At 47.1% G+C, this 25,654-nt stretch carries 25 protein-coding genes; 19 read left to right on the top strand and 6 right to left on the bottom strand.

What is annotated here, in order from left to right:
• Position 1: 1 nt before the first annotated feature.
• The 3 genes from PY091_RS18435 to PY091_RS18425 all read left to right on the top strand — a co-directional run bounded on the left by PY091_RS18435 (position 2) and on the right by PY091_RS18425 (position 5,444).
• On the top strand, positions 2 to 3,148 hold the full coding sequence (locus PY091_RS18435) for an efflux RND transporter permease subunit (RefSeq protein WP_275650955.1): 3,147 nt from the start codon (positions 2 to 4) through the stop codon (positions 3,146 to 3,148).
• Positions 3,149 to 3,223: 75 nt separating this feature from the next.
• Positions 3,224 to 4,066, top strand: a complete 843-nt coding sequence (locus PY091_RS18430; protein WP_275650954.1) for an ATPase — start codon at positions 3,224 to 3,226, stop codon at positions 4,064 to 4,066.
• A gap of 7 nt (positions 4,067 to 4,073) precedes the next feature.
• A complete protein-coding gene (locus PY091_RS18425; protein ID WP_275650953.1) occupies positions 4,074 to 5,444 on the top strand; it encodes an MBL fold metallo-hydrolase RNA specificity domain-containing protein in 1,371 nt (456 codons plus the stop codon).
• 13 nt (positions 5,445 to 5,457) lie between these two features.
• On the opposite strand, the gene upp is transcribed toward PY091_RS18425, so the two are convergent.
• Positions 5,458 to 6,111 (bottom strand): uracil phosphoribosyltransferase, encoded by a 654-nt coding sequence (upp, locus tag PY091_RS18420; RefSeq protein ID WP_275650952.1) that lies wholly within the window; start codon positions 6,109 to 6,111, stop codon positions 5,458 to 5,460.
• A gap of 189 nt (positions 6,112 to 6,300) precedes the next feature.
• On the opposite strand from upp, the gene PY091_RS18415 reads away from it, so the two are divergent.
• The 3 genes from PY091_RS18415 to PY091_RS18405 all read left to right on the top strand — a co-directional run bounded on the left by PY091_RS18415 (position 6,301) and on the right by PY091_RS18405 (position 8,501).
• Complete coding sequence (locus PY091_RS18415; RefSeq protein WP_275650951.1) at positions 6,301 to 7,215, top strand: J domain-containing protein; 915 nt, start codon at positions 6,301 to 6,303, stop codon at positions 7,213 to 7,215.
• A 5-nt stretch (positions 7,216 to 7,220) separates the two neighbouring features.
• Entirely contained in the window at positions 7,221 to 7,511 is a 291-nt protein-coding gene (locus tag PY091_RS18410) for a chaperone modulator CbpM (protein WP_275650950.1), read from the top strand.
• A gap of 84 nt (positions 7,512 to 7,595) precedes the next feature.
• Positions 7,596 to 8,501: a universal stress protein gene (locus PY091_RS18405; protein ID WP_275650949.1), complete on the top strand. Its 906-nt coding sequence runs from the start codon at positions 7,596 to 7,598 to the stop codon at positions 8,499 to 8,501.
• Here PY091_RS18405 and PY091_RS18400 read toward each other — a convergent pair whose 3' ends face one another.
• Complete coding sequence (locus PY091_RS18400) at positions 8,502 to 8,909, bottom strand: hypothetical protein (protein ID WP_275650948.1); 408 nt, start codon at positions 8,907 to 8,909, stop codon at positions 8,502 to 8,504. It abuts the gene before it with no gap.
• A gap of 88 nt (positions 8,910 to 8,997) precedes the next feature.
• Here PY091_RS18400 and PY091_RS18395 point away from each other — a divergent pair, with 88 nt between their 5' ends.
• The 11 genes from PY091_RS18395 (at position 8,998) to PY091_RS18345 (ending at position 18,156) form a co-directional block, all read left to right on the top strand.
• On the top strand, positions 8,998 to 10,536 hold the full coding sequence (locus tag PY091_RS18395) for a sensor histidine kinase (protein WP_275650947.1): 1,539 nt from the start codon (positions 8,998 to 9,000) through the stop codon (positions 10,534 to 10,536).
• A complete protein-coding gene (locus PY091_RS18390; protein ID WP_275650946.1) occupies positions 10,508 to 11,557 on the top strand; it encodes a response regulator in 1,050 nt (349 codons plus the stop codon). Before PY091_RS18395 ends, PY091_RS18390 begins: the two co-directional genes overlap by 29 nt.
• An 87-nt stretch (positions 11,558 to 11,644) precedes the next feature.
• Positions 11,645 to 12,481 carry a universal stress protein gene (locus tag PY091_RS18385; protein WP_275650945.1) on the top strand — a complete coding sequence of 279 codons (837 nt, stop codon included), beginning with the start codon at positions 11,645 to 11,647 and terminating at the stop codon, positions 12,479 to 12,481.
• A 119-nt stretch (positions 12,482 to 12,600) separates the two neighbouring features.
• The gene (locus PY091_RS18380; RefSeq protein WP_275650944.1) at positions 12,601 to 13,443 is read left to right on the top strand and encodes a universal stress protein; all 843 of its coding nucleotides are present in this window, start codon (positions 12,601 to 12,603) and stop codon (positions 13,441 to 13,443) included.
• Positions 13,444 to 13,451: 8 nt separating this feature from the next.
• Positions 13,452 to 14,267 (top strand): universal stress protein, encoded by an 816-nt coding sequence (locus tag PY091_RS18375; RefSeq protein WP_275650943.1) that lies wholly within the window; start codon positions 13,452 to 13,454, stop codon positions 14,265 to 14,267.
• A gap of 58 nt (positions 14,268 to 14,325) precedes the next feature.
• Complete coding sequence (locus tag PY091_RS18370; RefSeq protein WP_275650942.1) at positions 14,326 to 15,177, top strand: universal stress protein; 852 nt, start codon at positions 14,326 to 14,328, stop codon at positions 15,175 to 15,177.
• A gap of 15 nt (positions 15,178 to 15,192) precedes the next feature.
• The gene (locus PY091_RS18365) at positions 15,193 to 15,621 is read left to right on the top strand and encodes a hypothetical protein (protein ID WP_275650941.1); all 429 of its coding nucleotides are present in this window, start codon (positions 15,193 to 15,195) and stop codon (positions 15,619 to 15,621) included.
• Positions 15,622 to 15,705: 84 nt separating this feature from the next.
• Complete coding sequence (locus PY091_RS18360) at positions 15,706 to 16,110, top strand: hypothetical protein (RefSeq protein WP_275650940.1); 405 nt, start codon at positions 15,706 to 15,708, stop codon at positions 16,108 to 16,110.
• Positions 16,111 to 16,194: 84 nt separating this feature from the next.
• Positions 16,195 to 16,635, top strand: a complete 441-nt coding sequence (locus tag PY091_RS18355) for an Hsp20/alpha crystallin family protein (RefSeq protein WP_275650939.1) — start codon at positions 16,195 to 16,197, stop codon at positions 16,633 to 16,635.
• Positions 16,636 to 16,685: 50 nt separating this feature from the next.
• Complete coding sequence (locus PY091_RS18350; RefSeq protein ID WP_275650938.1) at positions 16,686 to 17,129, top strand: hypothetical protein; 444 nt, start codon at positions 16,686 to 16,688, stop codon at positions 17,127 to 17,129.
• 19 nt (positions 17,130 to 17,148) lie between these two features.
• Positions 17,149 to 18,156 carry a 2-hydroxyacid dehydrogenase gene (locus PY091_RS18345; RefSeq protein ID WP_275650937.1) on the top strand — a complete coding sequence of 336 codons (1,008 nt, stop codon included), beginning with the start codon at positions 17,149 to 17,151 and terminating at the stop codon, positions 18,154 to 18,156.
• On the opposite strand, the gene cls is transcribed toward PY091_RS18345, so the two are convergent.
• Positions 18,151 to 19,557 carry a cardiolipin synthase gene (gene cls, locus PY091_RS18340; RefSeq protein ID WP_275650936.1) on the bottom strand — a complete coding sequence of 469 codons (1,407 nt, stop codon included), beginning with the start codon at positions 19,555 to 19,557 and terminating at the stop codon, positions 18,151 to 18,153. The two genes, PY091_RS18345 and cls, sit on opposite strands and share 6 nt — an antisense overlap.
• Positions 19,558 to 19,710: 153 nt before the next feature.
• On the opposite strand from cls, the gene PY091_RS18335 reads away from it, so the two are divergent.
• Positions 19,711 to 20,751 (top strand): zinc-dependent alcohol dehydrogenase family protein, encoded by a 1,041-nt coding sequence (locus PY091_RS18335; protein ID WP_275650935.1) that lies wholly within the window; start codon positions 19,711 to 19,713, stop codon positions 20,749 to 20,751.
• 44 nt (positions 20,752 to 20,795) lie between these two features.
• Here the strand turns inward: PY091_RS18335 and PY091_RS18330 are convergent, their stop codons facing one another.
• The 3 genes from PY091_RS18330 to PY091_RS18320 form a co-directional block, all read right to left on the bottom strand.
• Positions 20,796 to 22,124, bottom strand: a complete 1,329-nt coding sequence (locus PY091_RS18330) for an MBL fold metallo-hydrolase (RefSeq protein WP_275650934.1) — start codon at positions 22,122 to 22,124, stop codon at positions 20,796 to 20,798.
• 59 nt (positions 22,125 to 22,183) lie between these two features.
• Positions 22,184 to 22,849: a peroxiredoxin gene (locus PY091_RS18325; protein WP_275650933.1), complete on the bottom strand. Its 666-nt coding sequence runs from the start codon at positions 22,847 to 22,849 to the stop codon at positions 22,184 to 22,186.
• A 130-nt stretch (positions 22,850 to 22,979) separates the two neighbouring features.
• Complete coding sequence (locus tag PY091_RS18320; protein ID WP_275650932.1) at positions 22,980 to 23,678, bottom strand: aspartate/glutamate racemase family protein; 699 nt, start codon at positions 23,676 to 23,678, stop codon at positions 22,980 to 22,982.
• Positions 23,679 to 24,006: 328 nt separating this feature from the next.
• Between PY091_RS18320 and PY091_RS18315 the strand changes: the two genes are divergently transcribed.
• The gene (locus PY091_RS18315) at positions 24,007 to 25,647 is read left to right on the top strand and encodes a TldD/PmbA family protein (protein ID WP_275650931.1); all 1,641 of its coding nucleotides are present in this window, start codon (positions 24,007 to 24,009) and stop codon (positions 25,645 to 25,647) included.
• Positions 25,648 to 25,654 lie beyond the last annotated feature (7 nt).

Genomic DNA, 25,654 nt, shown 5'->3' with positions numbered 1-25,654 from the left:
GATGATGGAGGAAAAGGATAAGGAAAAGAAAGTCAGAAAAGAAGGGGCGATAGGCTATATGGCCCGGAATTCCATTGCCACCAATCTATTGATGTTGATACTGTTGGGTGGTGGTATATTTACCATGTACACAATTCAAAAGGAGGTGTTCCCTGAATTTCAATTGGATTTTGTGGATGTCTCCGTTGCCTATCCCGGGGCCTCACCGGCTGAGGTGGAGCAAGGTGTGCTACAGCCCGTCGAAGAGGCCGTTCGGAGCGTTCAGGGAATCAAGGAAATCGTTTCCCAGGCCAACGAGGGCTCAGGGGAGATAAGCATCGAGCTCATCGCCGGTTCCGAGCGGATGAAGGCTTTTCAGGATATCGATCAGGCCATCAACCGTATCCGTACCTTTCCCGATGATATCGAAAGGCCGGAGGTGAGCCTTAGGTCCCGCCAACGGGACGTTTTGCAGATCGGTCTGTACGGAAAGGCGGATATCTGGACATTGAGGATCCTGGCCGAGCGGCTCAGGACCATTCTTCTAAGCAATCCAGCGATCACCCAAGTGGAGCTCAACAATGTTCCCGACTATGAGACCCGCATAGAGATTACCCGGAACAACCTTCAAAAATATAACCTCACCCTTGGCCAGGTCGCCGACATCATACGCCAGAGCAGTAATGATGTTCCCGCAGGTGCGGTACAGACCCAGAGCGGTGAGATTTTGTTGCGTATGAAGGAGCGCAAACAATGGGCGGACGAATATGCAAACATTACCGTGGTCTCCGCACCCTCGGGGGCGAAGGTCAGCTTAGGGGATATTGCCACCATTACCGATGGTTTTGAGGAGACCGGTTTCCACGGCCAATTCAATCAGGAGAACTATGTGGAACTGCAGATTTTTAGGATAGGGGACCAGTCCCCCATGGAAATCGAGGACGTGGCCATGGGAATCCTTGAAGATTTTCAATTGCCACCAGGGGTAAAGTTCCGGACCGATAGCAATCGCGCCGCAGATTATCGTGAGCGTTTGTCGCTCCTTACCGAGAACGGAGTGCTGGCCATCATCATCGTACTGTTGATCCTTACCCTGTTCTTGGAATACAGACTCGCTTTTTGGGTAATGATGGGAATGACCGTTTCCTTTATCGGGGGGATGATATTTCTTCCCCTGATCGGAATCAGTGTGAACATGATTTCCATGTTCGGTTTTTTGGTCGTGCTCGGTATCGTTGTGGATGATGCCATCGTTGTGGGGGAAAATGTGTACGAATACCGTAAAAAGGGCCTAAGTCCCATCAAAGCGGCCATTGCGGGTACCAAGGATGTTTCCCTGCCCGTGGTCTTCAGTATAACCACTACCATTATCGCTTTTGTGCCGTTGCTGTTCATGCCAGGGGAAACAGGTAAGTTTTGGCAGCCATTGCCCGCCGTGGTAATCGTCATACTCGCTGTCTCCTTAATGGAGGCCCTGTTCATCCTTCCATCCCATTTGGCCCATTTGAAAAAGGATCCGAGCAAGAACAAATGGGTCCAAAAACTCGAGGGTTGGCAAGGTGCTTTTGCCAACAAATTCAATGAATTCGTGGATAAAAGGTACCGTCCCTTGCTCGACACTTGCCTAAGGCATCGTTACATTACCTTGTCCGCGGCCATTGCCCTGCTATTGATTGTCGGCGGTTATGGATATAGTGGGCATATGGGCATGATCATGATGCCCGAAGTGGCCGCGGACGAAATCGAGGCCGGTGTCCGTTTGCCCGTGGGTACCACCCCGGACCAAGCGGCCAAAGTGGCGCATGACATCTCCGATGCCACACAACGGATGTTCGAGGAACACGATCTGTACGAAGTGGCCGAGGGTATCAAGACCAATGTCAGGGGGCAGAACTTCATCGACGTCGAAATCGTAATGTTGCCACCGGACCAAAGGGATATCACCGCTGGTGAGGTTATTGCCCTGTGGCGTGACAACATTGGTGACATTGAGGGCGTCGATCAGATTACCTTTGAAGCAGAACGTGGTCCTGGTGGTGCCAGACAGGCCATTAGCATTGATTTGAGTCATACCGACATCAATGCACTGGAAAAGGCCAGTACCGCTTTTGTGGAACGTATGGAGGCTTTCTCGAATACCCGTGATGTGACGGATAATTACAATAAGGGAAAGCTGCAGTACGATTTTAAGTTGTTGCCACAGGGAAGGAACCTTGGATTGACCTCCAATGATGTGGGAAGACAGGTCAGGAACGGTTTTTTTGGTGCCTTGGCCATGAGGCAGCTCCGGGGAATGGATGAAATTGAAGTACGGGTAAAGCTACCTATGGAAGAGCGAAAGGACATCATGAACCTTGAAAATTTCCTTGTCAGGACCCAGGACGGGGTTGAGGTGCCCCTGATGGACGTGGTCGAGGTAAATCAGCGCGAGGCCTTTACCAGTATCAACCGAAGGGACGGACGACGGGTGGTCAATGTAGGGATGGACGTAGAGCCCGCCAATGCCGTGAACAGGGTAATTGCCAAGGTACAGGAGGAGACGCTGCCCCAACTCCGTGCCGACTTCCCGGGTATCACATGGACCTTTGAAGGGAGCCAGGCAGATATGCGGGAGAGCACCAGCACACTTCGTGCCGGATTTGCCATTGCCATGCTGTTGATCTATGCACTGTTGGCCGTTGCTTTTGGCAGCTACGTGCAACCTTTGATCGTGATGACGGCCATTCCTTTTGGTATCGTCGGTGCCGTCATAGGCCATATCCTTTTGGGTTACGACCTGTCACTTGTGAGCTTGATGGGGGTCATTGCCCTTTCAGGTGTTGTGGTCAATGATTCCCTGATCATGATCGATTATGCGAACAAACGCAGAAAGGAAGGGGACCCCATCTACAAATCCATACATGAGGCCGGATTGCGGAGGTTCCGTCCAATCATCCTAACCACCATGACAACCTTTGGTGGGTTGGCACCCATCATCCTGGAGACTTCCAGCCAAGCCTTTTACCTCATTCCCATGGCGATCTCCCTGGGATTCGGGATTGTATTTGCCACGGCCATTATCCTTGTAATCGTGCCCTGTCTGTATTTGATATTGGAGGATATCCGCCTTTACTTCCAAAAAGGAAGGACGGTAAGGGAAGTGGAGGTTGCCGAGAGTCCTTTGTCATAAATCGATTTATAATGCCCTTGGACAAAAGATGGAACCAATGATAGTGGATTTTAAAAGGTTGCGTATTTTAGTGGTATGCTCACCGAGGAGTTCCATATCACCAAATCAACGGGCGAAAAGGTCCGGTTTTCAGTGGAAAAGCTGGAAAGTTCCCTTCGCCATAGTGGGGCCACGGATGAAACGATCCAAGAAATCGTGCATCGGGTAGGGGATGAACTCTATCCGGGCATATCCACCAAGGAAATATACAACCGAGCCTTTGCCCTTTTGAAGAAAAAGGAATCCGTTTTCGCATCCAAATACAAATTGAAAAAGGCCATTTACGAATTGGGGCCCACGGGTTTTCCCTTTGAAAGGTTCGTCAGTGGAGTTTTGCATTATTCGGGCTACCGAACCAAAGTGGGCGAAGTGTTGCAGGGAACATGTGTTTCCCATGAAATAGACGTGATCGCCACCAAAAATGGGACCCTCAACATCATTGAATGTAAGTTCCATGGAGAGGACGGCCTAAAATGCAATGTGAAAGTTCCGCTGTATATCCATTCCAGGTACATGGATGTCAAACCTCCCCTCGATAAAGAAAAGGATGGCGGTTTTGAGGATACACGGGCATGGTTGGTGACCAATACGCGGTTTACCCAAGATGCCCTTGCCTACGGACAATGCGTCGGGCTCTACCTGTTGAGCTGGGACTTTCCCTTTGGTGATGGTCTCAAGGAACGGATAGATAGGCTGAAGCTCTATCCCATCACTGTATCCACATTGCTATCCGGTCGTGAGAAACATTTTTTGCTCGATCGGGACGTGGTCCTGTGCAGGGAATTGATCAAGAACAGTTTTTTACTTGACCATCTCGGGGTATCCAATGGTAGAAAACAACGGATATTAAAGGAAATGAAAACATTGTGCAAACTCTAAGATGATCATGGAAAGACTTCAAGTACATTTTTTGGGAGCTTCAGAGACCGTTACAGGTTCCAAGTTCTACCTACATACCGAGGAGATAAGGCTCATGGTGGACTGTGGCCTTTTCCAAGGGGTAAAGGAGCTTAGGAAACAAAACTGGGAATCATTGCCCATAGCGGTCAAGGATATAGACTATGTCCTGCTTACCCATGGGCACCTCGACCATTGCGGATACCTTCCGTTGTTGGTTCGCCAAGGCTTTCGGGGCAAGGTGTTGGGAACCGCACCTACCTTGGAAATCGCTAGGATCATACTGGAGGACAGTGCCAAGATACAGGAGGAGGAGGCCGAAAGGGCAAATAAGGAGCATTACAGTAAGCATGATCCCGCACTGCCATTGTATACCAAAGCGGAAGCCTCCTTTGCCATGAATTTTTTTGCCCCGGTGGAGGAGGGCCACGAGGTGGTCCTTTCAGATCATTGTTCCGTAAGGTTCCTGGCCAATGGGCATATCCTTGGTTCGACCTATCTGGAAATCGACCTATTTGGTAAACGTCTGGTCTTTTCGGGCGATGTGGGAAGACAACGGGATGAATTGTTGGACGCTCCCAAGCGACCGGAATGGGCCGATTATCTTTTTGTGGAAAGCACTTATGGTGATAGGCTGCATCCCGATGAGGACGTGGAGGAGATTTTGACAGGGCTAGTACGCGATACACTGAAGCACAAAGGAACTTTGATCATACCGTCGTTTGCCGTGGAACGCTTACAGTCTTTGATGTATCAACTTTGGAAACTCTACCAGCGCAACCGTATTCCAAACATCCCCATTTTTGTCGATAGCCCTATGGGAAACAACGTACTGGAAGTTTTCAAGAAATTCCCCGACTGGCATAAACTCGGTCCTTCGGAATACAGGAACATGTGCAACCATATCAATTTGGTAAGTTCCTATGCGGAAACATGGGAGACCATTGACGACCCTAGGCCCAAAATCGTCATTGCAGGAAGTGGAATGGTAACGGGAGGACGCGTGCTCACTTATATCAAACAACTGGCCGATATCCAGACCACAACTATTTTATTGGTCGGGTTTATGGCCGAGGAGACCCGGGGAAGAAAATTGTTGGAAGGGGCCCAGGAACTGAAAATATATGGAAAGTATGTTCCCGTTAAGGCCAAAGTACATCATTTGGAAAGCCTTTCCGCACATGCGGACCAAAAGGAACTACTGACCTGGATGGGGAACATCAAAAATGTTCCTGAAAAGGTTTTCCTGGTCCATGGGGAAAAGTCCGCAATGGAAGCCTATGGAAAAAAAATTCGGGAAGTCCAGGGATGGGACTGCCATATACCTCAAATGAACGAAATGGTCGAAATCCTGCTCTAAGACATGGGATATCCTACAATTTTTCACCGTAACTGAGGTCCCCGGCATCACCAAGCCCGGGAATAATATATCCCTTGCTGGTCAAGTGTTCGTCCACGGCCGCGATCCAAAGATGGGTATCCTTTGGGAATACCTTTTCGACTTTGGCCAGGCCCGACTTGGAACCGATCACCGAAATGATATGGATCTGTTTGGGCGTCCCATGGCTCTTGAGCGAATCCAGCACGTTTTCCAAAGTTTTTCCGGTGGCCAACATCGGATCGGTCAATACCAAGATCTTGTCGTCCAAGGCGGGTGCGGCAAAATATTTTACAATGACCTCAAAGGCATCATCGTTGTTGGGATGGTGTCGGTATGCCGATATAAAAGCGTTCTCGGCCCCATCAAAATAGCCAAGAATGCCATGGTGCAACGGCAGCCCTGCCCGCAATACCGAGCAGAGCACAAGCTTTTCGGTGCATAATAAGGATGTTTTGGTGCCCAATGGGGTCTTTACCTCGCTTTCCGTGTACCCCAAGGATTTGCTCATTTCGTATGCCAGTACTTCACCAATTCGTTCAATGTTCCTACGGAAACGCATTGGGTCTTTTTGGATGTTCACATCCCTTATCTCCGCGATAAAGGTGTTGAGTATGGAGGGGGACTGGTCAAATTGATGGACGATCATATCGGTACGCTTGTTTTTCTCTTAAAGGTAATCCTTGCTCCCCAGATATAAAAGTGAAATTCCGATTCGAGCGGTCGGACCAATCCTGATAAAGGTCATTGGCGATAACCGGTAATTTTACCGAAATTTGAGTATGACCGTCGATGTGGCGGTAAAGGAGTTCAAGAATTCAGATTGTTGTATCGAGCTATGGAATTTATCGATTATTACAAGGTACTTGGAGTGGATAAAAAAGCGTCCACCGAAGACATTAAGAAGGCCTATCGCAAATTGGCGAGAAAATACCATCCAGACCTCAACCCGAACGATAAGGAGGCGGAGATGAACTTTAAGCGGGCCAACGAGGCCAATGAAGTATTGTCGGACCCCGAAAAAAGAAAGAAATACGATGAATACGGCCAAGACTGGCAGCATGCCGAGGAGTTCGAAAGGGCGAAACGCTCCAGGGCCCAACAAGGTCGACAAGGTGATCGATCGGGTTACACCTATAGCCGAACAAGCGGTTCCGATCAAGATTTTTCGGATTTTTTTGAATCCATGTTCGGAGGAGGTGGCCAAGGTTTTGGAGCCGGGGGACAGCGTGTACGTTTTAGGGGCCAGGATTACAATGCCCAATTGCAACTGTCTTTGATGGACGTATATACGCCCCAAAAACAGACCCTTACGGTGAACGGCAAAAATATTCGCCTGACCATACCGGCCGGTATCGAGGATGGACAGACCATCAAGATAAAGGGACATGGTGGCCCCGGAATCGAAGGGGGACCGGCAGGAGATCTATATATAACCTTTTCGATCGTCAACCATACCGCCTTCAAACGGGATGGGGCAAACCTCTATAAAACGGTAGAGGTTCCCTTGGTAAAGGCAGTCCTCGGCGGTGAGATACAGGTGGAGACCTTGACGGGAAAGGTAAAATTGAAAGTGGCAGCGGGAACCGATAACGGTACCAAGGTAAAATTGAAGGGCAAGGGGTTCCCTAAATACAAGAAAGAGGGACAGTTCGGTGACCTGTACCTGACCTATCAGGTCAAAATACCCAAGCAACTGACACAGGAACAGCGCGAACTGTTCGAATCCCTTGAGAAAACCAACCTAGTTTAGACGTCATGAAACAAGATAATTATATTTCGGTAAAGACTTTTTGTAAGCTCCATGGGGTGGGCGAATCCTTTGTTCATACGCTTTGCGAGTACGAGATCGTGCAAGTGGAATATGGACAGGAGGAAAGCCGCTTCCCTATCGAGGAGCTTCCCTTGATGGAGAAAATGGTGCGGTTGCACAACGAGCTTGAAATCAACCCGGAGGGCATACAGGCCATTTATCACCTGCTGGGACAAGTGGAAAGCCTACAACAGGAAGTGGCCTCCTTAAAAAAGAGACTTGAGGCACTGGGTTAGCTTTTATGGAGCCCAAGGGTTTATGACCTTGGTCATAGGAGCCCTTGATGATGTTGATTAATTTTAAGGTCAACATTAAAACAAATGGAAGCTGTTGCCGGCATAGGACTTTTGGAAACTGCCTTTGTATGGAAGGAACGGCACTATTTTGTTCAAACACTGGACATCATGAAAAAAATATTGGTACCCATCGATTTCTCGGAACATTCCGAATACGCACTTCAAGTAGCCTCCAAAATAGCCAAACAACATGGAGCAGGTATCATATTGCTCCATATGATCGGAATCTCCGATTCGGTATTGGCCAATTCTGAGATAGCCGAGGAGGCCGAGGCCAAATACTTTCTAAAGCTCGCCAAGGAAAAGATCAAGGAGTTCACCAAAAGGGAATATCTCAAAGAAGTGCCCGTTGAGGCCATAATCCAGAATTACAAGGATTTTGAGGAGGTGAACAATGTGGCCAGGGAGCAGCATTGCGATCTTGTGGTGATGGGTTCCCATGGGACAAGTGGTTTCAGTGAACTGTTCGTCGGTTCCAATACCGAAAAGGTGGTCAGGAGCTCGGAATTACCGGTGATCGTAATAAAGGGCGAGCACGAGGATTTCAAGATCGCAAAAATGGTCCTTGCCTGTGATCTTGGAAAGGAGAGCATTCCCGTTTATACCAAGGCCAAGGCATTCGCGGATCTTTTTTCCGCATCCCTCGAGGTGGTATATGTAAATACCGCGGGTGCCAATTTTATGGGATATGACGATGTGGAGAAAAGGATGGAATCCTTTAAGAAAGCATTGGGCCAGGAGGTCAAGGTGAATTTCTACAACCACCATAGTGTGGAACGGGGGATTTTGAACTACTGCGCTGAACAAGGGGCCGACCTATTGGTGATCCCCACCCATGGCAGGAAGGGGCTCGCACATTTTGTAGTGGGCAGTTTGGCCGAAAATGTATCCAATCACGCGAAAATGCCAGTGATGACCATCAAGCTGTGATCATTTGTCAAAAAGTAACTGAAGGCGTCCCAATAAGATCAGTTCGGACTTGTTGCTACCGGAGAAGGCTGCTGCTATTGCCCTGGAGGTGGACATGGCCAAATGTTTTATGGCCGGTGTAAAGGCTACTTTGTGGTCCATGTAGAAGGCTTCGAACTCTTCATAGATCTCTTCCTGATCCTTTTCATATTCCAACAGCCAGTCAAAAACGGATATGATCTGGAAAGCCGCATCGGTGCCATAGGCGTCCTCTATATCATCGACATCCAGCCAATGGTCCTTGACCACTTCATTGAGTTTTTCCATTTCCTTCATATGTACGCTGTGGTCGGCCATGGCAATGGCGTAGAACAATTTGCCCAGGTTTTGGTACAGTTTATTGCCGAGTTCTTTTTTGGATTCCAACATTTTCTGTAAATTTTCAGTGATCGATCTTAAATATACTCATGTAAATAATTTCCCCCCATGATCTAAATCAGTAAATTTATTTATTGTTTTGGAACTGTTCGCAAAAAGTAACGTACTAGGAATTTTGTCGGAGGCCATCTCCGAGGGCATCCTTATTGTCAATGATCAACAACTGATCACGGCCAGTAACTCAGCGGCCAACAAAATGTTCGATTATGAGACCGGGGAACTCAATGGCAAGCCCCTGCAAGATCTGATTCCCGAACGTTTCAAGCACAGGCACGATACCTTGGTGTCCGATTTTATCGCCAAGGGGAAATCCAGGCAAATGGGACCGGAAGTAGACCTTTTGGGAGTCCGGAAGGGAGGGGAGGAGTTTCCCTTGGAAATCAGCTTGAACCCATTCAAACTATTACAGAAGCATTATGTGCTCGCCCTGATCAAGGATATCACCGAACGTAAAAAGGCGGAACAGACCATTGACTACTGGTTCCAGATCTTTGATGAATCCCTCAATGAAATCTATGTCTTTGATGTGGAAACGTTTACCTTCATCAACGTCAACCGTGGGGCACAGCTCAATCTGGGCTACCAGATGGAAGAACTGAGCGATATGTCCGTAATGGACATCAAGCCCAAGGTCACCATCGATGTCATGAAGCGATTGGTCTCGCCATTGCTCTCCTCAAGACGGGAAAAGGTGATCTTTGAAACGGTCCATGAACGAAAGGACGGGACCCGCTATCCGGTAGAGGTCCACCTGCAATTATCTTCGATAGGGAAAAGAAAGGTTTTCGTGGCCATTGTGCTGGACATCACCGAAAGAAAGAACTATACCGAGCAACTTGAGCATACGGTCGAGGAACGGACACAACAGTTGCAACAGGCCTTGAAGGCGGAGAAAAAACTCAACGAGCTCAAGACGAAGTTCCTATCCTTGGTATCCCATGAGTTCAAGACGCCTCTGACAAGTATATTGACCTCCACCTCACTTTTGACGAAGTATACGGATACCGAACAACAGGACAAAAGGGACAAACATATCTCCACGATCAAATCCAAGGTAAAGTACCTGGATAATATCCTGACCGATTTTCTCTCCATTGAACGGTTGGATATGGGCAAGGTGAAATATAACATGGTCCGTTTTCCACTGAGCAAATTGATCAATGAGGTGGTCTATGATTCCAATACCCTTTTAAAGGAAGGGCAGCGGATTCGCTATCCCGAGGATATTGATGGGATAGTGGTCTATTTTGATGAAAAAATATTGGGCCTCGCCCTTTCCAATCTCGTGCACAATGCCATAAAATATTCGCCCGAACATTCCGATATTGAACTTAAGGTCGCCAAAGATGGGAACCAGTTGAGAATCGATGTGATCGATAATGGATTTGGGATACCCCCGGAAGATCAGCCCTTTATTTTTGATCGATATTTTAGGGCCAGTAATGTGCTTACCTTTCAAGGAACCGGTATAGGTCTGAACATTGTCCGCCAGCATATGCACAACCTCGAGGCCAATGTGACCTTTAAAAGTGCCATGGGCGTTGGATCGACCTTTACACTCTACCTACCAATACATAACACAGAAGAAAATGAAAAAGATACTACTGGTCGAGGATGACACCTCACTACGTGAAAATATGGCCGAACTGTTGGAACTGTCCGGTTTTGATGTCCGTTCCGCATCCAATGGTAAAATGGCAGTGGAAATGGCGATAAAGGATCGCCCCGATCTGGTACTGTGCGATATCATGATGCCCGAAATGGATGGCTACGGGGTCTTGGAAGCCCTCTCCACAACGGAGTCGACAAGGTATATTCCTTTTATTTTCGTGTCTGCGAAGACCGAAAGACAGGATGTGAGGAGGGGAATGAACCTAGGGGCCGATGATTACCTGACCAAACCTTTCGAGGAAGAGGAACTCCTGTCGGCCATCAATTGCCGTCTTGAAAAGGCGGAGCACATGGAGCGCGTGTTGGTCGAACATCCCAAAAAAGTGCAATGGGGAGAGGAAATACGGAACTTGAACGAGCTCAAAAACTTTTTCGACGACCATGGCCAAATATTCTCCTTTAAAAGGGAGGAGACGGTCTATGCCAAAGGGGAACATTCCAATATGGTCTACCTGATCCTTAAGGGAGTGGTAAAAAGCTGTGGATTGGACGAGGAGGGCAAGGAACTGATCACTTCCATTTATTCCGAGGACGATTTTTTGGGATTTACCTCCCTTACCGACCACTTGCCCTATCAAGAATATGCCGTGGCCTTGGAGGATGTTGAACTCGCAGGAATATCAAAGGAAAAGGTAAAGGCCATTTTGGAGGACAACAGAAACGTATCCCTTGAACTGATGGATGTCATTGCCGGGGATTTGGAAAATATTAAAAAACAGCTGCTCCAGATGGCCTATAGCTCCGTGAGAAAGAAAACCGCCCAGACCCTTTTGATGTATGCCAAGGCAATGCACAGGGACAAGGACGGGGGCCTGAAGATCGCAAGGAGCGATCTGGCAGGAGTGGCGGGCATTGCCACCGAGAGCCTTATCAGGACCCTTTCCGACTTTAAGCACGAGGGATTGATCGCCATCGAGAACCGGAATATCATCGTGCTCGATAGGGAGGCACTCGAACAGGTACATTGATAAAATGGGTGCCCTGTAGGCGCAAGTGATATTTATCATTCCTTTTTTGACCCTGAATCACAAACTTGCCCCATCAATTCATGACAGATGAAAAATATTCTGGTCCCAACGGATTTTTCCGATAACTCCCTGCGGGCCTTGAAGTATGCTCAAGTACTCTTCAGTTCGGTAGAATGCAATTTCCATTTGCTCTATGTGGGTACTTTGCTGGATACCAAAAGGGATGCCGAGTCCTTTGAGCAGGTGGGAGGCGGTCCCACCGACAATACCAAGGGCCAATTGACCGATCTGGTCAGGGAAAGTCGTAGACACAGCACGGAGGCTAATCATTTTTTCTTTGCGCTTCACGAGTACGGTTTTTTTATTCCCAGCATCAAGAAACATATCGAGGAACATAAGATCGAGCTCATTGTCATGGGGACCAAGGGCGCCAACGGGATCAAGGGGAAGGTGCTTGGGAGCAATGCGGGCGATGTGATCACCAAAGTACAGTGCAATACCCTTGTTGTACCGGAAGAAGTCGTGCTCGCCAAACCAAGGGAAATAGCTTTTCCCACCGATTTCAATATCTTTTATTCCCTGCACATTTTACATCCCATGGAGGAGATGATACGTTTGGGCCATTCCAAGTTTAGGATCATGAACGCCATCAAAGAGGACGAAGTGCTCAATGTGGAACAGCGAGAGAACAAAGAGCAGCTCTCCGATTTCATGGAGGCAACATTCCCGGGGCTCCATAGCTTCCATACCATCACCAATAAAAAGGTCAAATCGGCCATACAGTGCTTTGTGGAAAGCAGGGACATCGATATGATGGTCATGGTGGCCAAGAACCTGAACTTTATCCAACAGATCTTGTTCGATTCCACGGTCGAGCAAATAAGCTTTCATACCAAGATCCCATTTTTTGTGATTCACGAATGACCCTCTTTTTTGGACTTCCTTGGGATAGTGTTAAATTCTCGCAATGTGATGGAAATCATGGTATATGATGCCGGTTCCAAATAGCTTTGTTCCCATAAAGCTATAAACACTACCGTGCCATGATCAAAGTAGTCCTGCCCACCGATTTCTCCGAAAATGCATACCATGCCATCTCGTATGCCGTAAGGTTATTGGAAGATGCTACCTGCATATTTTACTTGGTACATGCCTATACACCACCGGTGTACCGTGTGGATTACGCCTTGGGAAGTCCGGGTCAATTGGGCTTGCCGGATGATGAGCGGTACAGGGCGGAGGAGGCCCTTGACAAAACCATTGATCGGATAAAGAAAGAGTTCAACAATGCCAAGCACCAGTATGTCGGCCATGCTGCCTTCAATACCTTGGTGGAAGAGATCGATTCCATATCCAGAAGGGAGACCATCGATTTTATCGTAATGGGAACCCAAGGGGCAACAGGGGCCAAGGAAATACTCTTCGGTTCCAATACGGTGCACGTCATCCAAAAATCGAAGATCCCCGTTTTGGCGGTCCCTTCCGATTTTCGGTACAGGCCACCTTATAATATCTTGTTCCCCACGGATTACGAAGTGGACTACAAAAGCCCCGATCTTGATTTTTTGCTCAAGTTCTCCAAACTGTGGCATTCCAAGCTCCATGTGCTCCACGTAACCGCTCCCGAGGGACTGGATCCCGAACAGGAAGAACGAAGAGCCTATTTGGAAGGCAGGCTTTTGGAGTACAATTATGAGTTTTACGACCTGTCAGACCAAGGGTTGATTACCGCGATCAACGGTTTTCAGGAGAAGGTACCGGTAGAACTGTTGACCATGGTCAAGAACAAGCATTCGTTCATTGAGCGCCTTTTTGTGGAACCCATCATCAAAAATGTGGGCCTGCATAGCAAAGTCCCATTTTTAGTACTTCCCTATAACCAATAATAAAAGACATGTTACAAGTATTAGTGCCCACCGATTTTTCGAACAATTCCTATAACGCATTGTATTATGCGGCCCGATTGTTCAAGGACAGACCAGCCACTTTCCATATTGTCAACGTTTGCAGTAGCGGGAACGATCCCCAAAAGGAAAAAGCGGAATCTGCCGCCATTCAGGAACTGGATGCCCTGGTCCACCGTTTGGTCAGGGATGCAGGGGAGAATGAAAGGCATATGTTTAAAAAAGTACCCCTCTGTTGTGATCTGACCACCGGTATTGCGGCTTATGCGCTTAAGGAAAAGGTGGATGTGACCGTTATAGGCAACAAGGAAAAGGAAGAGATCAAGCATATATTGTTCGGTAACAATGCGATGCAATTGGTACGGGATATCAAGAGCTGTCCCGTTTTGGTGGTCCCTTTGGAAATCGACTTTAAAAAGGTCGAAAAATTGGCCTTTACCTCTAATTACGCCAACCCCATTTCCCAAAAGAACATCGATACCATTACTTTTTTCGGAGGATTGATGGACAGCGAGATCATACCTATGAGCATTGAGGAGAAGGAAGGGGACGCCCTGGTAAAAAAACATAGGTCCGACTTTCTTGAAGCTGTTTCCGCAGATGCCTCCAAAGAGGTCAAACTGCCCGTTTTTGACGGAAAGGTGAACACTATTTTGGAATTCATAGAACTTTGGGGCATCGATATGCTCTGTATGGTCTACCATCCACACCACTTTTTTCTCGAGTTTATCGGTAAGGGGATCATCAAGGAACTCAACACCAAGTTAAAGGTGCCTTTCTTGATCTTGCCCGACAACCCGAATTGACCTATATCATAGGATTTGATCCCAAGGGGACGTAACTTTTCCATAAAACAAGATCAACATGGACAAGAGGATATTGTTACCCACCGATTATTCCCAAAATGCATGGAACGCAATTATTTATGCAATGGATCTATATCAGAATGTGCGTTGTGACTTCTATATTCTCAACGCCTTTCAAGTCTCTGGCTATACCTTGGACAGTATGCGCGTGCCGGAAACAGGGGAACCTTATTACGAAGCGGCAAAACAAGAGTCGGAGGAGGCCATGCAGCGCGTGATGCAAATGATCGAACTTCACCCACGCAATGACAAACACCGGTTTCATACCAAGACGACGCTGAACAGTTTGACAGAAGCCGTAAAAAGCACCGTTGCCAAAAAGGATATCGACCTTATCGTGATGGGCACCAAAGGTATCACCGAGTCCAAGGCACGTATTTTCGGTACCAATACGGTGAATGTAATGGAACAGATAAGGGAGTGTCCGGTCATCGCCGTCCCAAACGGGTATAGGTTGGGCGGATTAAAGGAAATTGTTTTCCCCACAGATTACAGGACCGCCTTTAAAAAAAGAAAAATGTCCGATTTGGTCGAGCTGGCCCGCCTATGGGATGCCAAGATCAATGTAGTGCATATAGACAGGGACAGGGACGGTACGCTGGACCGAAAGGAACAGGCCAATAAGGAACTCCTACAGGAAATTTTACAGGGCACGGATCATGAAATGCATTTTTTACCGGCCGATAAGATAAGTAGGGGCATCAATACCTTTATAGACGATAACGGGTGTGATATGGTAGCCTTTCTCAATAAAAAACATCTTTTCTTCGGTAGCATACTATCCAATCCCTTGGTGAAAAAGATAGGGTACGACCCAAAGGTGCCCATTTTGGAACTCAACGATAACTAAAAAAAAGCAGGAGTCATGAAGCAAGTAGGTATATGGTTGGACAAACAAGAGGCCAACGTAGTGGAACTGGACAAAGGGAAGGAACGTTTTTATAACATTCCTTCGGAACTGGAATTTTTCAACCCCAAGGGAGGATCAAGGTCCAAGACAAAATGGGGTCCACAAGATGTGGTACAGGACAGCAAATACTTGGAGCGGGAAAAGCACCAGTTGAAAAAGTATTTTGAAACGATCGCGGAAAAGATCTCCGGGGCGGACCGGATCGGTATTTTTGGGCCGGCAGAGACACCGGACAGGTTTTTGGAGGCGCTGAAACAGAACCACCCCGATCTGGCGGATAAGGTAAAGGCCACCGAAACAGTGGACAGTATGAGCCAAAATCAGTTCAAGGCATTGGTAAAACGATCTTTTGGCCTGGATGATCGCTACCCCGATGGAAACTGATCGGGCTTTCCGTATGATGTAGATCATTTCAGGTTCACCGAACAAGCATTATATTCATGATCGAATACAAGTAAAAGTTCCCCAATGATGATGGTAAGGGATAGGAAAATAGAGATAATGCGCGGTGAACTGCAGAACTGGAAGTCCTATTTGCAGTTCATCGAAGACGAAATGCTCTTTATCCAAGGGATGCTGGACTCCTATGTATTTGAACCTAGGACACCCGAACTTTTTGAACTTTTGGAGCTGTTCAAACAACATTTTGTCACTTCAAAAAAGGACAGAAGGTCCCTCTCCAAGGCCATCAAGGAACATGAGAACGAACTAGGGGGCATTTTTGAATGTTCCCGGCCGGAGTGCGATGGGCCATACTACGAAAGTCACCTGGCACTCAAAGACAGGATGACGGATTATATCAAGGCTTATATAGCACTTAAAAAGGAGGTTTATGATTATGCCGGGTCCATACTGAAAAAGAAAAAGCCCTGATACTGATCTGGTTGGCTGCCACTGTAAGGTATGTTGCCTGGTCGGATTGCCGCACATTTACATGAATCTATAAATTAAGTAGTTATGTCACTTGTAAAATTGGATGGAAAGCGATTTCCATGGAATGAGAGATTGATTGATTTCTTCAATCAGGATGCGTTCATCGATGATGATTTTTTCAATTTGGAAAAAACCCACCCTGCTATGAACGTGAAGGAACACAAGGATGATTTTGAAATCGAGTTTGCCGCACCGGGATTTGAAAAGAAAGATTTCGAGATCACCATGAAAGACGATGTACTGGAGGTTTCCGCACAAAAGAGTAAAGAGGAAAAAGAAGAGGACGAAAACTTTACCCGTCGGGAATTCAACTACAATGCATTTACCAGGACCCTGCAGTTACCAACATCTGTCGACCATAACAAAGAGGTCAAGGCGGTGTACGAAAACGGTATCCTTAAACTTAATGTCCTAAAAATGGAAGAGGCCAAGAAAGACCATAAAAAGGTCATAGAGGTCGCCTAAAGAACAACTGCGGCAGGTGAAGCTCCATCTGCCGCTTAAAATATTGCATTATGAAAACAGCATCAAACAAAAGAAAGTTCAGAGAATGGTTCAGTGCGGACGAACTACATGAAGAATCAAAAAAATGGTTCTCAGAACTAAAGTTCGCCAAGGACGAACAAAGATTCCTTGACAATATGGTTAAAGACTACACCTTGGATATCATCGATTCCGATATGTTCAAGACCGTACAGCCTGTAGTGGAATCGCTCAACAAATCCGAAAAGGACCTGATCGAACTTTTCAAGAAAGTTCAGTTGCACGAGAACCAACTCCAGATCATGGTTGATGAGGTAAACCAAGAGAAGATGGAAGCGGCTTATTTGGACACCCACAATGACCTGGCCATGGAAGTGGAGGATTATTTTATCAAGTATAGGGATGCGAAGACCAAAATGTTCGATATCGTGTCCAACGTGATCAAACGTAAAAAACAAAAACGACTGCTAACCTAAAAGAGATTTAACAAAGCATATGAAAGTATTGGTGTACAGCGCAAAGGATTTTGAGATAAAAAACCTGGAAAAGCAAAATGCGGGCAAACATAAAATGAGGTTTGTGCCCGACTCCCTTGATCCCACAACAGCGGTCATGGCGGCCGGGTACGAAGCCGTTTCCATTTTTTCAAATGATGATGCATCCCTAGTGGTCCTTGAAATTCTCCGTGAGATGGGGGTAAAGTACATCACCTTGAGATCGACCGGATATAACAATGTAAGCGTCAAATCGGCCAAACGGATCGGTCTTAAGGTGGCCAATGCTCCAGAATACTCACCACATACCATAGCGGAGCACGCCATTGGACTTTTGTTGGCGCTCAACCGTAAATTGATACAAAGCCATCAAAAAGTACAGGCGTACGATTTTCTGTTGGACGACCTGATTGGTTTCGATCTTCATGGCAAGACCGTTGGTATTTTCGGCACCGGACGTATCGGTTCCAACTTGGTACATATCTTTCATGCCTTTGGTTGCAAGGTAGTGGCCACCGATATCAAAAGAAACCAATATCTCCAAAACCACTGCGAGGTGGAATACCTGCCCTTGGAGGAAATGTGCAGAGTGTCGGACATCATTAGCATCAACACGCCATTGACCTACGAGACACACCATCTTTTTAACGAATCCCTGTTCAAGGCAATGAAAAAGGATGCCCTGTTGGTCAATACCGCCAGAGGCGGTATCGTAAAGACGGATGATTTGATAAAGGCGCTAAAGGACGGTGAATTTGCGGGCTACGCGACTGATGTCTACGAACACGAAAGGGGCACTTTTTTCATGGACCACACCAAGTCGGGACTCCATGATGCCCTGTTGAAGGAACTGATTGCACAGCCCAATGTATTGTTGACCCCCCACCAAGCGTTTGCGACCAAAGAGGCCCTGGTACGTATTGCCGAGACCACCATCTATAACCTTGATTGTTGGGAGGGGGACAGGAGCTGTAAAAATGAGCTGGGCTTTGAAAGTGTAATGCTATAACAAAGGGCTCAATAATTTAGCGAAACCTTCGATCAGTTTTTTTGTCCAAGGCCTTTCCTTGTAAGCTTTGTAATCGCTCAATAGCCGTGCCTTTTGACAGTCCTGCAAGAAATCGTTCTTCATGGATCCACAGAGTGCCTTGTCGTACACAAATACCTGGGCCTCGTAATTTTGCTGCAGGCTCCTGTTGTCCAGGTTTGCCGTTCCAATGCTCGCGATCTCATCATCACAGAGCATGACCTTGCTGTGCAAAAAACCATCATCATAGAGATATATCTTGATCCCGGCCTTTAGATAGGACTCGAAGTAGGCCCTCACACACCAATCCACAAGTTTGATGTCCGTACTCGAGGACATTAGGATACGAACGTCCACACCGCTCAGTGCCGCCGTCATCAATGCCTGCAATATGGCATGGTTGGGAATGATGTAAGGGTTTACGATGTAAAGGTATTTCTCGGCACTGTTGATGATGGAAAAATAGACCTGTTCCATCACATCAAAATCGTCGTCCGGGCCACTGGGAACCATTTGCAGTGATGTTCCTTTTTGGGGCAAGGTATGGATATGGAACGATGAGACATCCACTTTTTTTTCACTGGCCAAGAACCAGTCCGTGACAAAGGTCCGGTTCAAAAAGTCCACGGCTTCCCCTTCGATCTTTAAATGCGTATCGTGCCATTTGCCCAAAGCGGGATCCCCTTTGAGGTATTTGTCCGATATATTGATGCCCCCGGTAAAACCGATCTTGTTGTCGATAACGATGATCTTACGATGGTTCCTGTAATTGAGGGCGGATAGAAACCTTCCGAACTTGAATGGTAGAAATTGGGCCGTTTCCACTCCGATGGCCTTAAGCTTTTTTAAATATTTTTTACTGAGGGAGTAACTCCCGATACCGTCATAGAGCAATCGAATGGTCACGTTTTCCCCGATTTTGCGTTCGAAGACCTCCAAGAGCTTGTCGGCCAATACCCCGTCCTCAAATATGTAGTACTGTAAATGAATATGGTCCTTTGCCTGTTCAATGGCGCGGAAAATACTCTCAAAGGTGTTCTTACCATCTTTTAGCAATTCCAATCGGTTATGGCAGGTCACCGGGCACTTGGCCGTATTTTCTATCAAGGAAGTGATTTTCTGTTTATTTCCCGATAGCTCCGGATAACAATGTATGGTCCTGAATTCCCCTACGGTGGCAAATTGGTTCTTTAGGGTGAACAACTTGCTCTTTCTCCTGTTCCTTCCGAAAAGAATATAAAAAAGTACCCCCGCCACTGGAATGGTAAAAATGGCCAATAGCCATGCCAGTGTCTTGCTTGGCCTGACACCGTTCAATAATAGCCCTATCACCATGATCAGGGCGACCAGTGCATAAAGTCCTATGAGAATGGGGATGAGCATTTGATCCATCTTGGCCAGCTTTACAACAAAGATAAGCTACCATTTGTATCCATACATTGAGCCTTGTCACTATTTGATCGCTGTACTTTTTTTGTTTCGGGCAGGTATTTTTGCAGTAAGTTTACCGAAACAACCAACAAACCACCAATGCCGATGCGAGCGATTGTTTATGAAAAGTTCCAGGGTCCTGTAAGTGTTCAAAATGTTACCGATCCCAGCCCGAAAGATCACGGTGTGATCATAAAGGTTTCCGCTACGGGATTATGCCGTAGCGATTGGCACGGATGGATGGGGCACGATTCGGATATTGAACTGCCACATGTGCCCGGCCACGAATTGGCGGGTATCGTTGCCGAGGTTGGAAAGGATGTTAAAAATTTCAGGCTAGGAGACCGGGTGACCGTTCCCTTTGTCTGCGGATGTGGATCTTGCCGGGAATGCCGGTCCGGAAACCACCAGGTTTGCGATTACCAGACCCAACCTGGTTTTACACATTGGGGTTCCTTTGCGGAATATGTGGCCCTAGATCATGCAGATATCAATTTGGTGGCCATACCGGACCAAATCGCGGATGTGACGGCCGCAATTTTGGGTTGTCGGTTCATCACCTCGTTCAGGGCCGTTGTGGACCAAGGAAAGGTACAAGGTGGTCAATATGTAGCGATTCATGGTTGTGGTGGCGTTGGACTCTCCGCCATTATGATCGCCAATGCACTTGGGGCTGAGGTCATAGCCGTTGATATCGACGACCGGACCCTTGGCCTTGCCAGATCCCTTGGGGCAACTTGGACCATAAATGCCAAGGAACGGTCAAGTGTAGTGGGCGAGATAAGGGAGATTACCCAGGGTGGCGCCCATGTATCCATTGATGCCCTGGGCAGCCAAGCGACCTGTTATAATTCCATAGCCAACCTAAGAAAGCGAGGTAGGCATATCCAGGTAGGATTGATGACCGGTGACCATAGACACCCTAAGGTGCCCATGGACTTGGTATTGGCCCATGAATTGGAGATTTTTGGTAGCCATGGCATGCAGGCCTTCCGCTACCCGGAAATGCTCGAAATGGTAAGATCCGGCAAATTACGGCCCGAACAATTGGTGGAACGGACCATATCTCTGGAGGAGGCGGCCCAGGAACTTCCCAAAATGGACCGATTCAACCACCAGGGCGTATTGGTGATCGATTCATTTTAAGGGGACTGAACATTAAAAAACCCCTCGTTATCGAGGGGTAGCGCCTAACTGAAATCCTTTACATTCTCACTAAGGTCGTAGACCTGTACGTTTTCGTCCAGCCCTTCGACAATACTGCTTCCCGCAGAACTGCGGTAACCACCGGCACAATGGACAATGATAGGTTTGTCCTTGGGAATGTCCGATAGTGAATTTCTAAGGTCGTTCAATGGAATGGAAAGCGCCTGTTCAAAAAATTTGCCTTCCTCGACCTCGCTACTGTTACGTATGTCAACAATGGTATAACTGTCCGGATTGTTCTTGAAGTGGGTCAGGTCCAGTTTATGGCTCTGCACCGTTTTGGCCCCGTCAAGGGTGATCACCGATCTTAGCTGTTGCTCATACCCTATTTTGGCGATGCGTTCCAACACCTTTTGCATATCCTCCGGTTTTTCAACGACCAGGCTAAAGGGCTCCTCCGGCCGGACTATGGCGCCTAACCAAGTTTCAAACTTGGAATCCTCTGACACGGCCATGATATTGATGCTACCTGGCAGATGTCCTTTTTTGAAGGTTCCCTCCTCACGGGTATCCACAATAAGTCCATCAATGACCGTATTGAGCTTTAAGGGGATTCGTGCAAGTGAGGTCCTCACGTTTTCGGGACCTTTTCTATTGGTATCCACATCATACCCAAAATAGGAGGGGATAAAGGGTTGGCTGTCCAACAATGTGGCAACGAATTCCTCTTTCGATTGTGGTTTAAAGGCCCAGTTGCCCATTCTTTCGTTCCCGAGGGTACTACTGTTGTCGGCGCTCAGGTTTTTTCCGCAAAGGGAGCCGGCACCGTGTGCTGGGTATACCAAGGCCCCATCGGGCAGATCTTTGAATTTATTCTGGATGGTATCGTACATCATTTCTGCCAGCTCTTGGCGTTTTGCGGTCATGTTACCTGCCTTTTCCCGAAGATCTGGCCGTCCAACATCGCCAATGAACAAGGTGTCACCTGTGAAAAGTGCTGTTTTTCCATCTTTTTCCGCTACAATGGTGATACTGTCCGGCGAGTGTCCGGGCGTATTCAATGCGGAAACCTTGATATCCCCGATCATAATGTGCCGGCCTTCATCAAAAGGTTCAAAATGATAATCAGCCCCCAGGTCCTTACTGTGATAAATGGATGCACCGGTCTCTTCACGTATCTGTACGTGGGAACTCACAAAATCCGCATGTGGATGGGTTTCTATCACCGCTACGATCCGAGCATCGTGCTGTTGGGCGAATGCATAGTACTGCATGGGGTCCCGCTCCGGATCGATGATGGCCATTTCACCGTTGTCCACGATGGCGTAGGAATAATGGGCCAATGGTTTGTATTCGAATTGTTTGATTTCCATATAAAAGTATCTGGGTTTAAGGACGCCCTAGGTCGGGCGTCCCGAATTCAACATTATTTTTAAATCTCTTTCTTGGCAAGGTACCAATCCACTTTTTCAAGGGATTCGTCCTCGATCCTTGCATTGAGCTCGTCAAGGGTCTTTGGAGGGGATACTATGACTTTTTCTCCTCTTTTCCAATCCAAGGGCATGGCAACCTTATGTTTGTCCGAAGTTTGAAGTGCTTCCAAGGCCCTTAATATCTCGTCCATGTTTCTACCAACATTGAGCGGGTAGTACATGATCAAACGGATTTTCTTTGATGGATCGATAAAGAAAACGGCACGGACCGCTGCAGTTTCACTTTCATTGGGCTGGAGCATTCCGTAAAGTTTGGATACCTTCATGTCCAGATCGGCGATAATCGGGAAATCAAAATATACACCGGTATTTTGCCTTACGTTCTGGACCCATCCCAAATGGGCATGGATACTGTCGATGCTCAGGCCCAAAAGCTCCGTGTTCATGGCGTCGAACTCGTCCTTTCGTTGGGCAAAACCGCTCATCTCTGTAGTACAAACCGGTGTGAAATCCGCTGGGTGGGAGAACATTACCGTCCATTTATCCGTGGCGAACTCGGAGAACTTTATTTTTCCTTTAGTGGTAACAGCCTCAAAGTCAGGGGCAATGTCCCCGATTCTTGGCATTTGATTGACCTTTTCGATTTCTTGATAGGAATTTTCCATAGTATTATAAGTTATATTTATTGATATTAAATTCATGATAAAATTAACTTATAATAAAGCTCTTTGCAGTAACGAATGTTACACAAAGGATTTTTAACATGGGCTTAACAGGACAGGAACCCATCTGGGGTCATAGTTCGCCAAAAATAAAATCGACCGCCATTTGTGCGTGCAGGTCCGTTGTGGCAAGTGTGGGTATGTTCACATCGCTCTGCTCCAAGAGCAAGGGAAGCTCGGTACATCCCAAAATGATTCCGTCCGAACCCCTTTCCTTTAACAGTACTATTTGATCCAGAAAGAAGCGTTTCGCTTGATCAGAAAAAATGCCCTGCGTCAGTTCCTTGGAGACATACCCATGGGCTTGGTTGATGGCATCCCCTTCTGGAGTTATGGTTTCCATCCGATAATTGTTCCTTAAGATCTTTGGGATAAAATCACCCGTCATGGTAGGTCGGTTGCCCAGTAGCCCCAGTTTTTTGAGCCCTTGTTTTTGGGCCGCCTGACCTGTGGCATCCGCAATATGCAATATGGGAATGTCAATTTGGGGCTGCACATGTTCGTAGGCCATATGGGGGGTGTTCGCACAGATGATGATCGCCTCGGCCCCTGCGGATTGGAGTTTGTTGGCGGTGTCCAGATAAGTGGCATTGATCTTTTCCTTGTTCTGTTCCCGCATCACTTCGATATTGATACTGTGTATGATCAGGGGCGGATTGGACCATTGGCCGATCCGTTCCGATGCCGATTCGTTGATCAACCTGTAGTATTCAATAGTGGAATGCCAAGAGGTCCCGCCTATCATTCCCAATGTTCTCATTTGATGTGCCATAATATGATAAAGTTATCCATGTTATTGTAACAAATTACACATTATCGGTACAAATCAAATGACGGACCTCATTTCCTGTGGCCATTTTTTTTATAGCGGGGAATAGATTCACCAACTCATGGTTTTGGGATTTTTACATAGACTGGTTTCAAATTGGAGGTCGTTCGGGCATTCAAGCCTGTCGTTGGGGGATTTTAGGTTAAAATTAACATAATACTAAGGAAGGGGTACTTAATTTTAAGACCCATGGTCGGGAACGGAGTGGTGGCAAAGATCATCGGTTCCTGAAAAACCCATTGTAACTCAAAGTAAATTAAATAACTAACATATGAAAAGAAGAGATTTTGTACAGTACGCCGGTATGGGTGCAGGGGCAATGATGATGCCCTCGCTTCTTTTAGGGAATGAAATTCCCGTGGAAGCATTGCTCGAACCGGGCATGGATACCGTACTTAAAAAGAAAATGGCCGATGTTGCCCTTAATACGGCAAAATCCATGGGCGCCAGCTATGCCGATGCCCGTATCGGAAGATATTTGAACCAGTACGTGTTCACCAGGGAGGACAAAGTCCAAAACGTGGTGAATACCGAATCCTTTGGTATCGGGATACGCGTAATTGCCAATGGTACTTGGGGGTTTTCCTCGACCAATGACGTCACAGAGGATGGAATCAAAAAGGCTACCCAACATGCCGTTTCCATTGCAAAGGCCAACTCTAAGATCCAAAAGGAACCCGTGGTGCTTGCTCCGGTGCAAGGACATGGAGAGGTCTCTTGGAAGACCCCGATAAAAAAGGATTTTAAGGAAGTGCCGATTTCAGAGAAAGTGGACTTGCTGCTCAGTGCCAATGCCGCTGCTATGGACAATGGTGCCAACTTTGTGAACTCCGCTCTTTTCATGGTCAATGAGCAAAAATATTTCGCTTCGACCGATGGATCCTATATCGACCAGGACGTTCACCGTATTTGGCCAACCTTCAACGTTACCGCGATCGACCGTCAGGCAGGTAAGTTCAAGACCCGTCAGGCATTGAGCGCCCCAATGGGAATGGGATATGAGTATATGGATGGACTGGAATCCGAAAAACTTTCCGGACCTGAGGGTATCAAGCTTTATAGTAAAAGCTATGACATCGTTGAAGATGCCACCATGGCCGCGCAACAGGCCAAACAGAAACTTTCTGCAAAGTCCGTGGAGCCAGGTAAATATGATTTGGTCCTTGAACCCAACCACCTTGGTCTGACCATACACGAATCGGTGGGCCACCCAACGGAATTGGACCGTGTACTCGGTTACGAGGCCAATTATGCAGGGACCAGTTTTGCCACCTTGGACAAATGGAAAACCAAAGACTTTAAATACGGTAGCGATATCGTGAACATCGTTGCCGATAAGACCCAGGAAGGTTCGCTCGGTGCAGTTGGTTTCGATGACGAAGGGGTGAAGACCAAAAAATGGGATTTGATCAGAAACGGTGTCTTGGTAAACTATCAGGCGATCCGTGATCAGGTTCATATGATCGATCAAAACGAATCCCACGGATGCTGCTATGCCCAAAGTTGGGAAGATGTGCAGTTCCAGCGTATGCCCAATGTTTCCTTGGAGCCAGGTAAGGAAAAGTACTCTATGCAGGATATGATCAAGGATGTGGAAAAAGGTATTTATATATTGGGCCGTGGATCGTATTCCATCGATCAGCAGCGCTACAACTTCCAGTTTGGAGGAACATTGTTCTATGAGATAAAGGATGGTGAGATCGTGGGCATGCTAGAGGATGTGGCATACCAGTCGAATACGCAAGAATTCTGGAATTCCTGTGCCAAAATATGTGATAAGGACGACTACAGGTTGTTCGGGTCTTTCTTCGATGGCAAGGGCCAGCCTTCTCAGGTAAGTGCCGTTTCACACGGTAGTTCCACTGCAAGGTTCAACGGAATCAATGTAATCAACACAGGTAGGACCATTTAAGGTTTAT

It is taken from the genome of Flagellimonas okinawensis (genome assembly GCF_029194005.1).
GTDB classification, from domain to species: domain Bacteria; phylum Bacteroidota; class Bacteroidia; order Flavobacteriales; family Flavobacteriaceae; genus Flagellimonas; species Flagellimonas okinawensis.
The sequence above is the reverse complement of the archived record's forward strand: the minus strand, read 5'-3'. Positions and strand labels throughout refer to the sequence as shown.

Coding starts and splice junctions, on each gene's coding strand:
- PY091_RS18435 (WP_275650955.1), top strand. CDS start 2: ATGATGGAGGAAAAGGATAAGGAAAAGAAAGTCAGAAAAGAAGGGGCG.
- PY091_RS18430 (WP_275650954.1), top strand. CDS start 3,224: ATGCTCACCGAGGAGTTCCATATCACCAAATCAACGGGCGAAAAGGTC.
- PY091_RS18425 (WP_275650953.1), top strand. CDS start 4,074: ATGGAAAGACTTCAAGTACATTTTTTGGGAGCTTCAGAGACCGTTACA.
- upp (WP_275650952.1), bottom strand. CDS start 6,111: ATGATCGTCCATCAATTTGACCAGTCCCCCTCCATACTCAACACCTTT.
- PY091_RS18415 (WP_275650951.1), top strand. CDS start 6,301: ATGGAATTTATCGATTATTACAAGGTACTTGGAGTGGATAAAAAAGCG.
- PY091_RS18410 (WP_275650950.1), top strand. CDS start 7,221: ATGAAACAAGATAATTATATTTCGGTAAAGACTTTTTGTAAGCTCCAT.
- PY091_RS18405 (WP_275650949.1), top strand. CDS start 7,596: ATGGAAGCTGTTGCCGGCATAGGACTTTTGGAAACTGCCTTTGTATGG.
- PY091_RS18400 (WP_275650948.1), bottom strand. CDS start 8,909: ATGTTGGAATCCAAAAAAGAACTCGGCAATAAACTGTACCAAAACCTG.
- PY091_RS18390 (WP_275650946.1), top strand. CDS start 10,508: ATGAAAAAGATACTACTGGTCGAGGATGACACCTCACTACGTGAAAAT.
- PY091_RS18385 (WP_275650945.1), top strand. CDS start 11,645: ATGAAAAATATTCTGGTCCCAACGGATTTTTCCGATAACTCCCTGCGG.
- PY091_RS18380 (WP_275650944.1), top strand. CDS start 12,601: ATGATCAAAGTAGTCCTGCCCACCGATTTCTCCGAAAATGCATACCAT.
- PY091_RS18375 (WP_275650943.1), top strand. CDS start 13,452: ATGTTACAAGTATTAGTGCCCACCGATTTTTCGAACAATTCCTATAAC.
- PY091_RS18370 (WP_275650942.1), top strand. CDS start 14,326: ATGGACAAGAGGATATTGTTACCCACCGATTATTCCCAAAATGCATGG.
- PY091_RS18365 (WP_275650941.1), top strand. CDS start 15,193: ATGAAGCAAGTAGGTATATGGTTGGACAAACAAGAGGCCAACGTAGTG.
- PY091_RS18360 (WP_275650940.1), top strand. CDS start 15,706: ATGATGATGGTAAGGGATAGGAAAATAGAGATAATGCGCGGTGAACTG.
- PY091_RS18355 (WP_275650939.1), top strand. CDS start 16,195: ATGTCACTTGTAAAATTGGATGGAAAGCGATTTCCATGGAATGAGAGA.
- PY091_RS18350 (WP_275650938.1), top strand. CDS start 16,686: ATGAAAACAGCATCAAACAAAAGAAAGTTCAGAGAATGGTTCAGTGCG.
- PY091_RS18345 (WP_275650937.1), top strand. CDS start 17,149: ATGAAAGTATTGGTGTACAGCGCAAAGGATTTTGAGATAAAAAACCTG.
- cls (WP_275650936.1), bottom strand. CDS start 19,557: ATGCTCATCCCCATTCTCATAGGACTTTATGCACTGGTCGCCCTGATC.
- PY091_RS18335 (WP_275650935.1), top strand. CDS start 19,711: ATGCGAGCGATTGTTTATGAAAAGTTCCAGGGTCCTGTAAGTGTTCAA.
- PY091_RS18330 (WP_275650934.1), bottom strand. CDS start 22,124: ATGGAAATCAAACAATTCGAATACAAACCATTGGCCCATTATTCCTAC.
- PY091_RS18325 (WP_275650933.1), bottom strand. CDS start 22,849: ATGGAAAATTCCTATCAAGAAATCGAAAAGGTCAATCAAATGCCAAGA.
- PY091_RS18320 (WP_275650932.1), bottom strand. CDS start 23,678: ATGGCACATCAAATGAGAACATTGGGAATGATAGGCGGGACCTCTTGG.
- PY091_RS18315 (WP_275650931.1), top strand. CDS start 24,007: ATGAAAAGAAGAGATTTTGTACAGTACGCCGGTATGGGTGCAGGGGCA.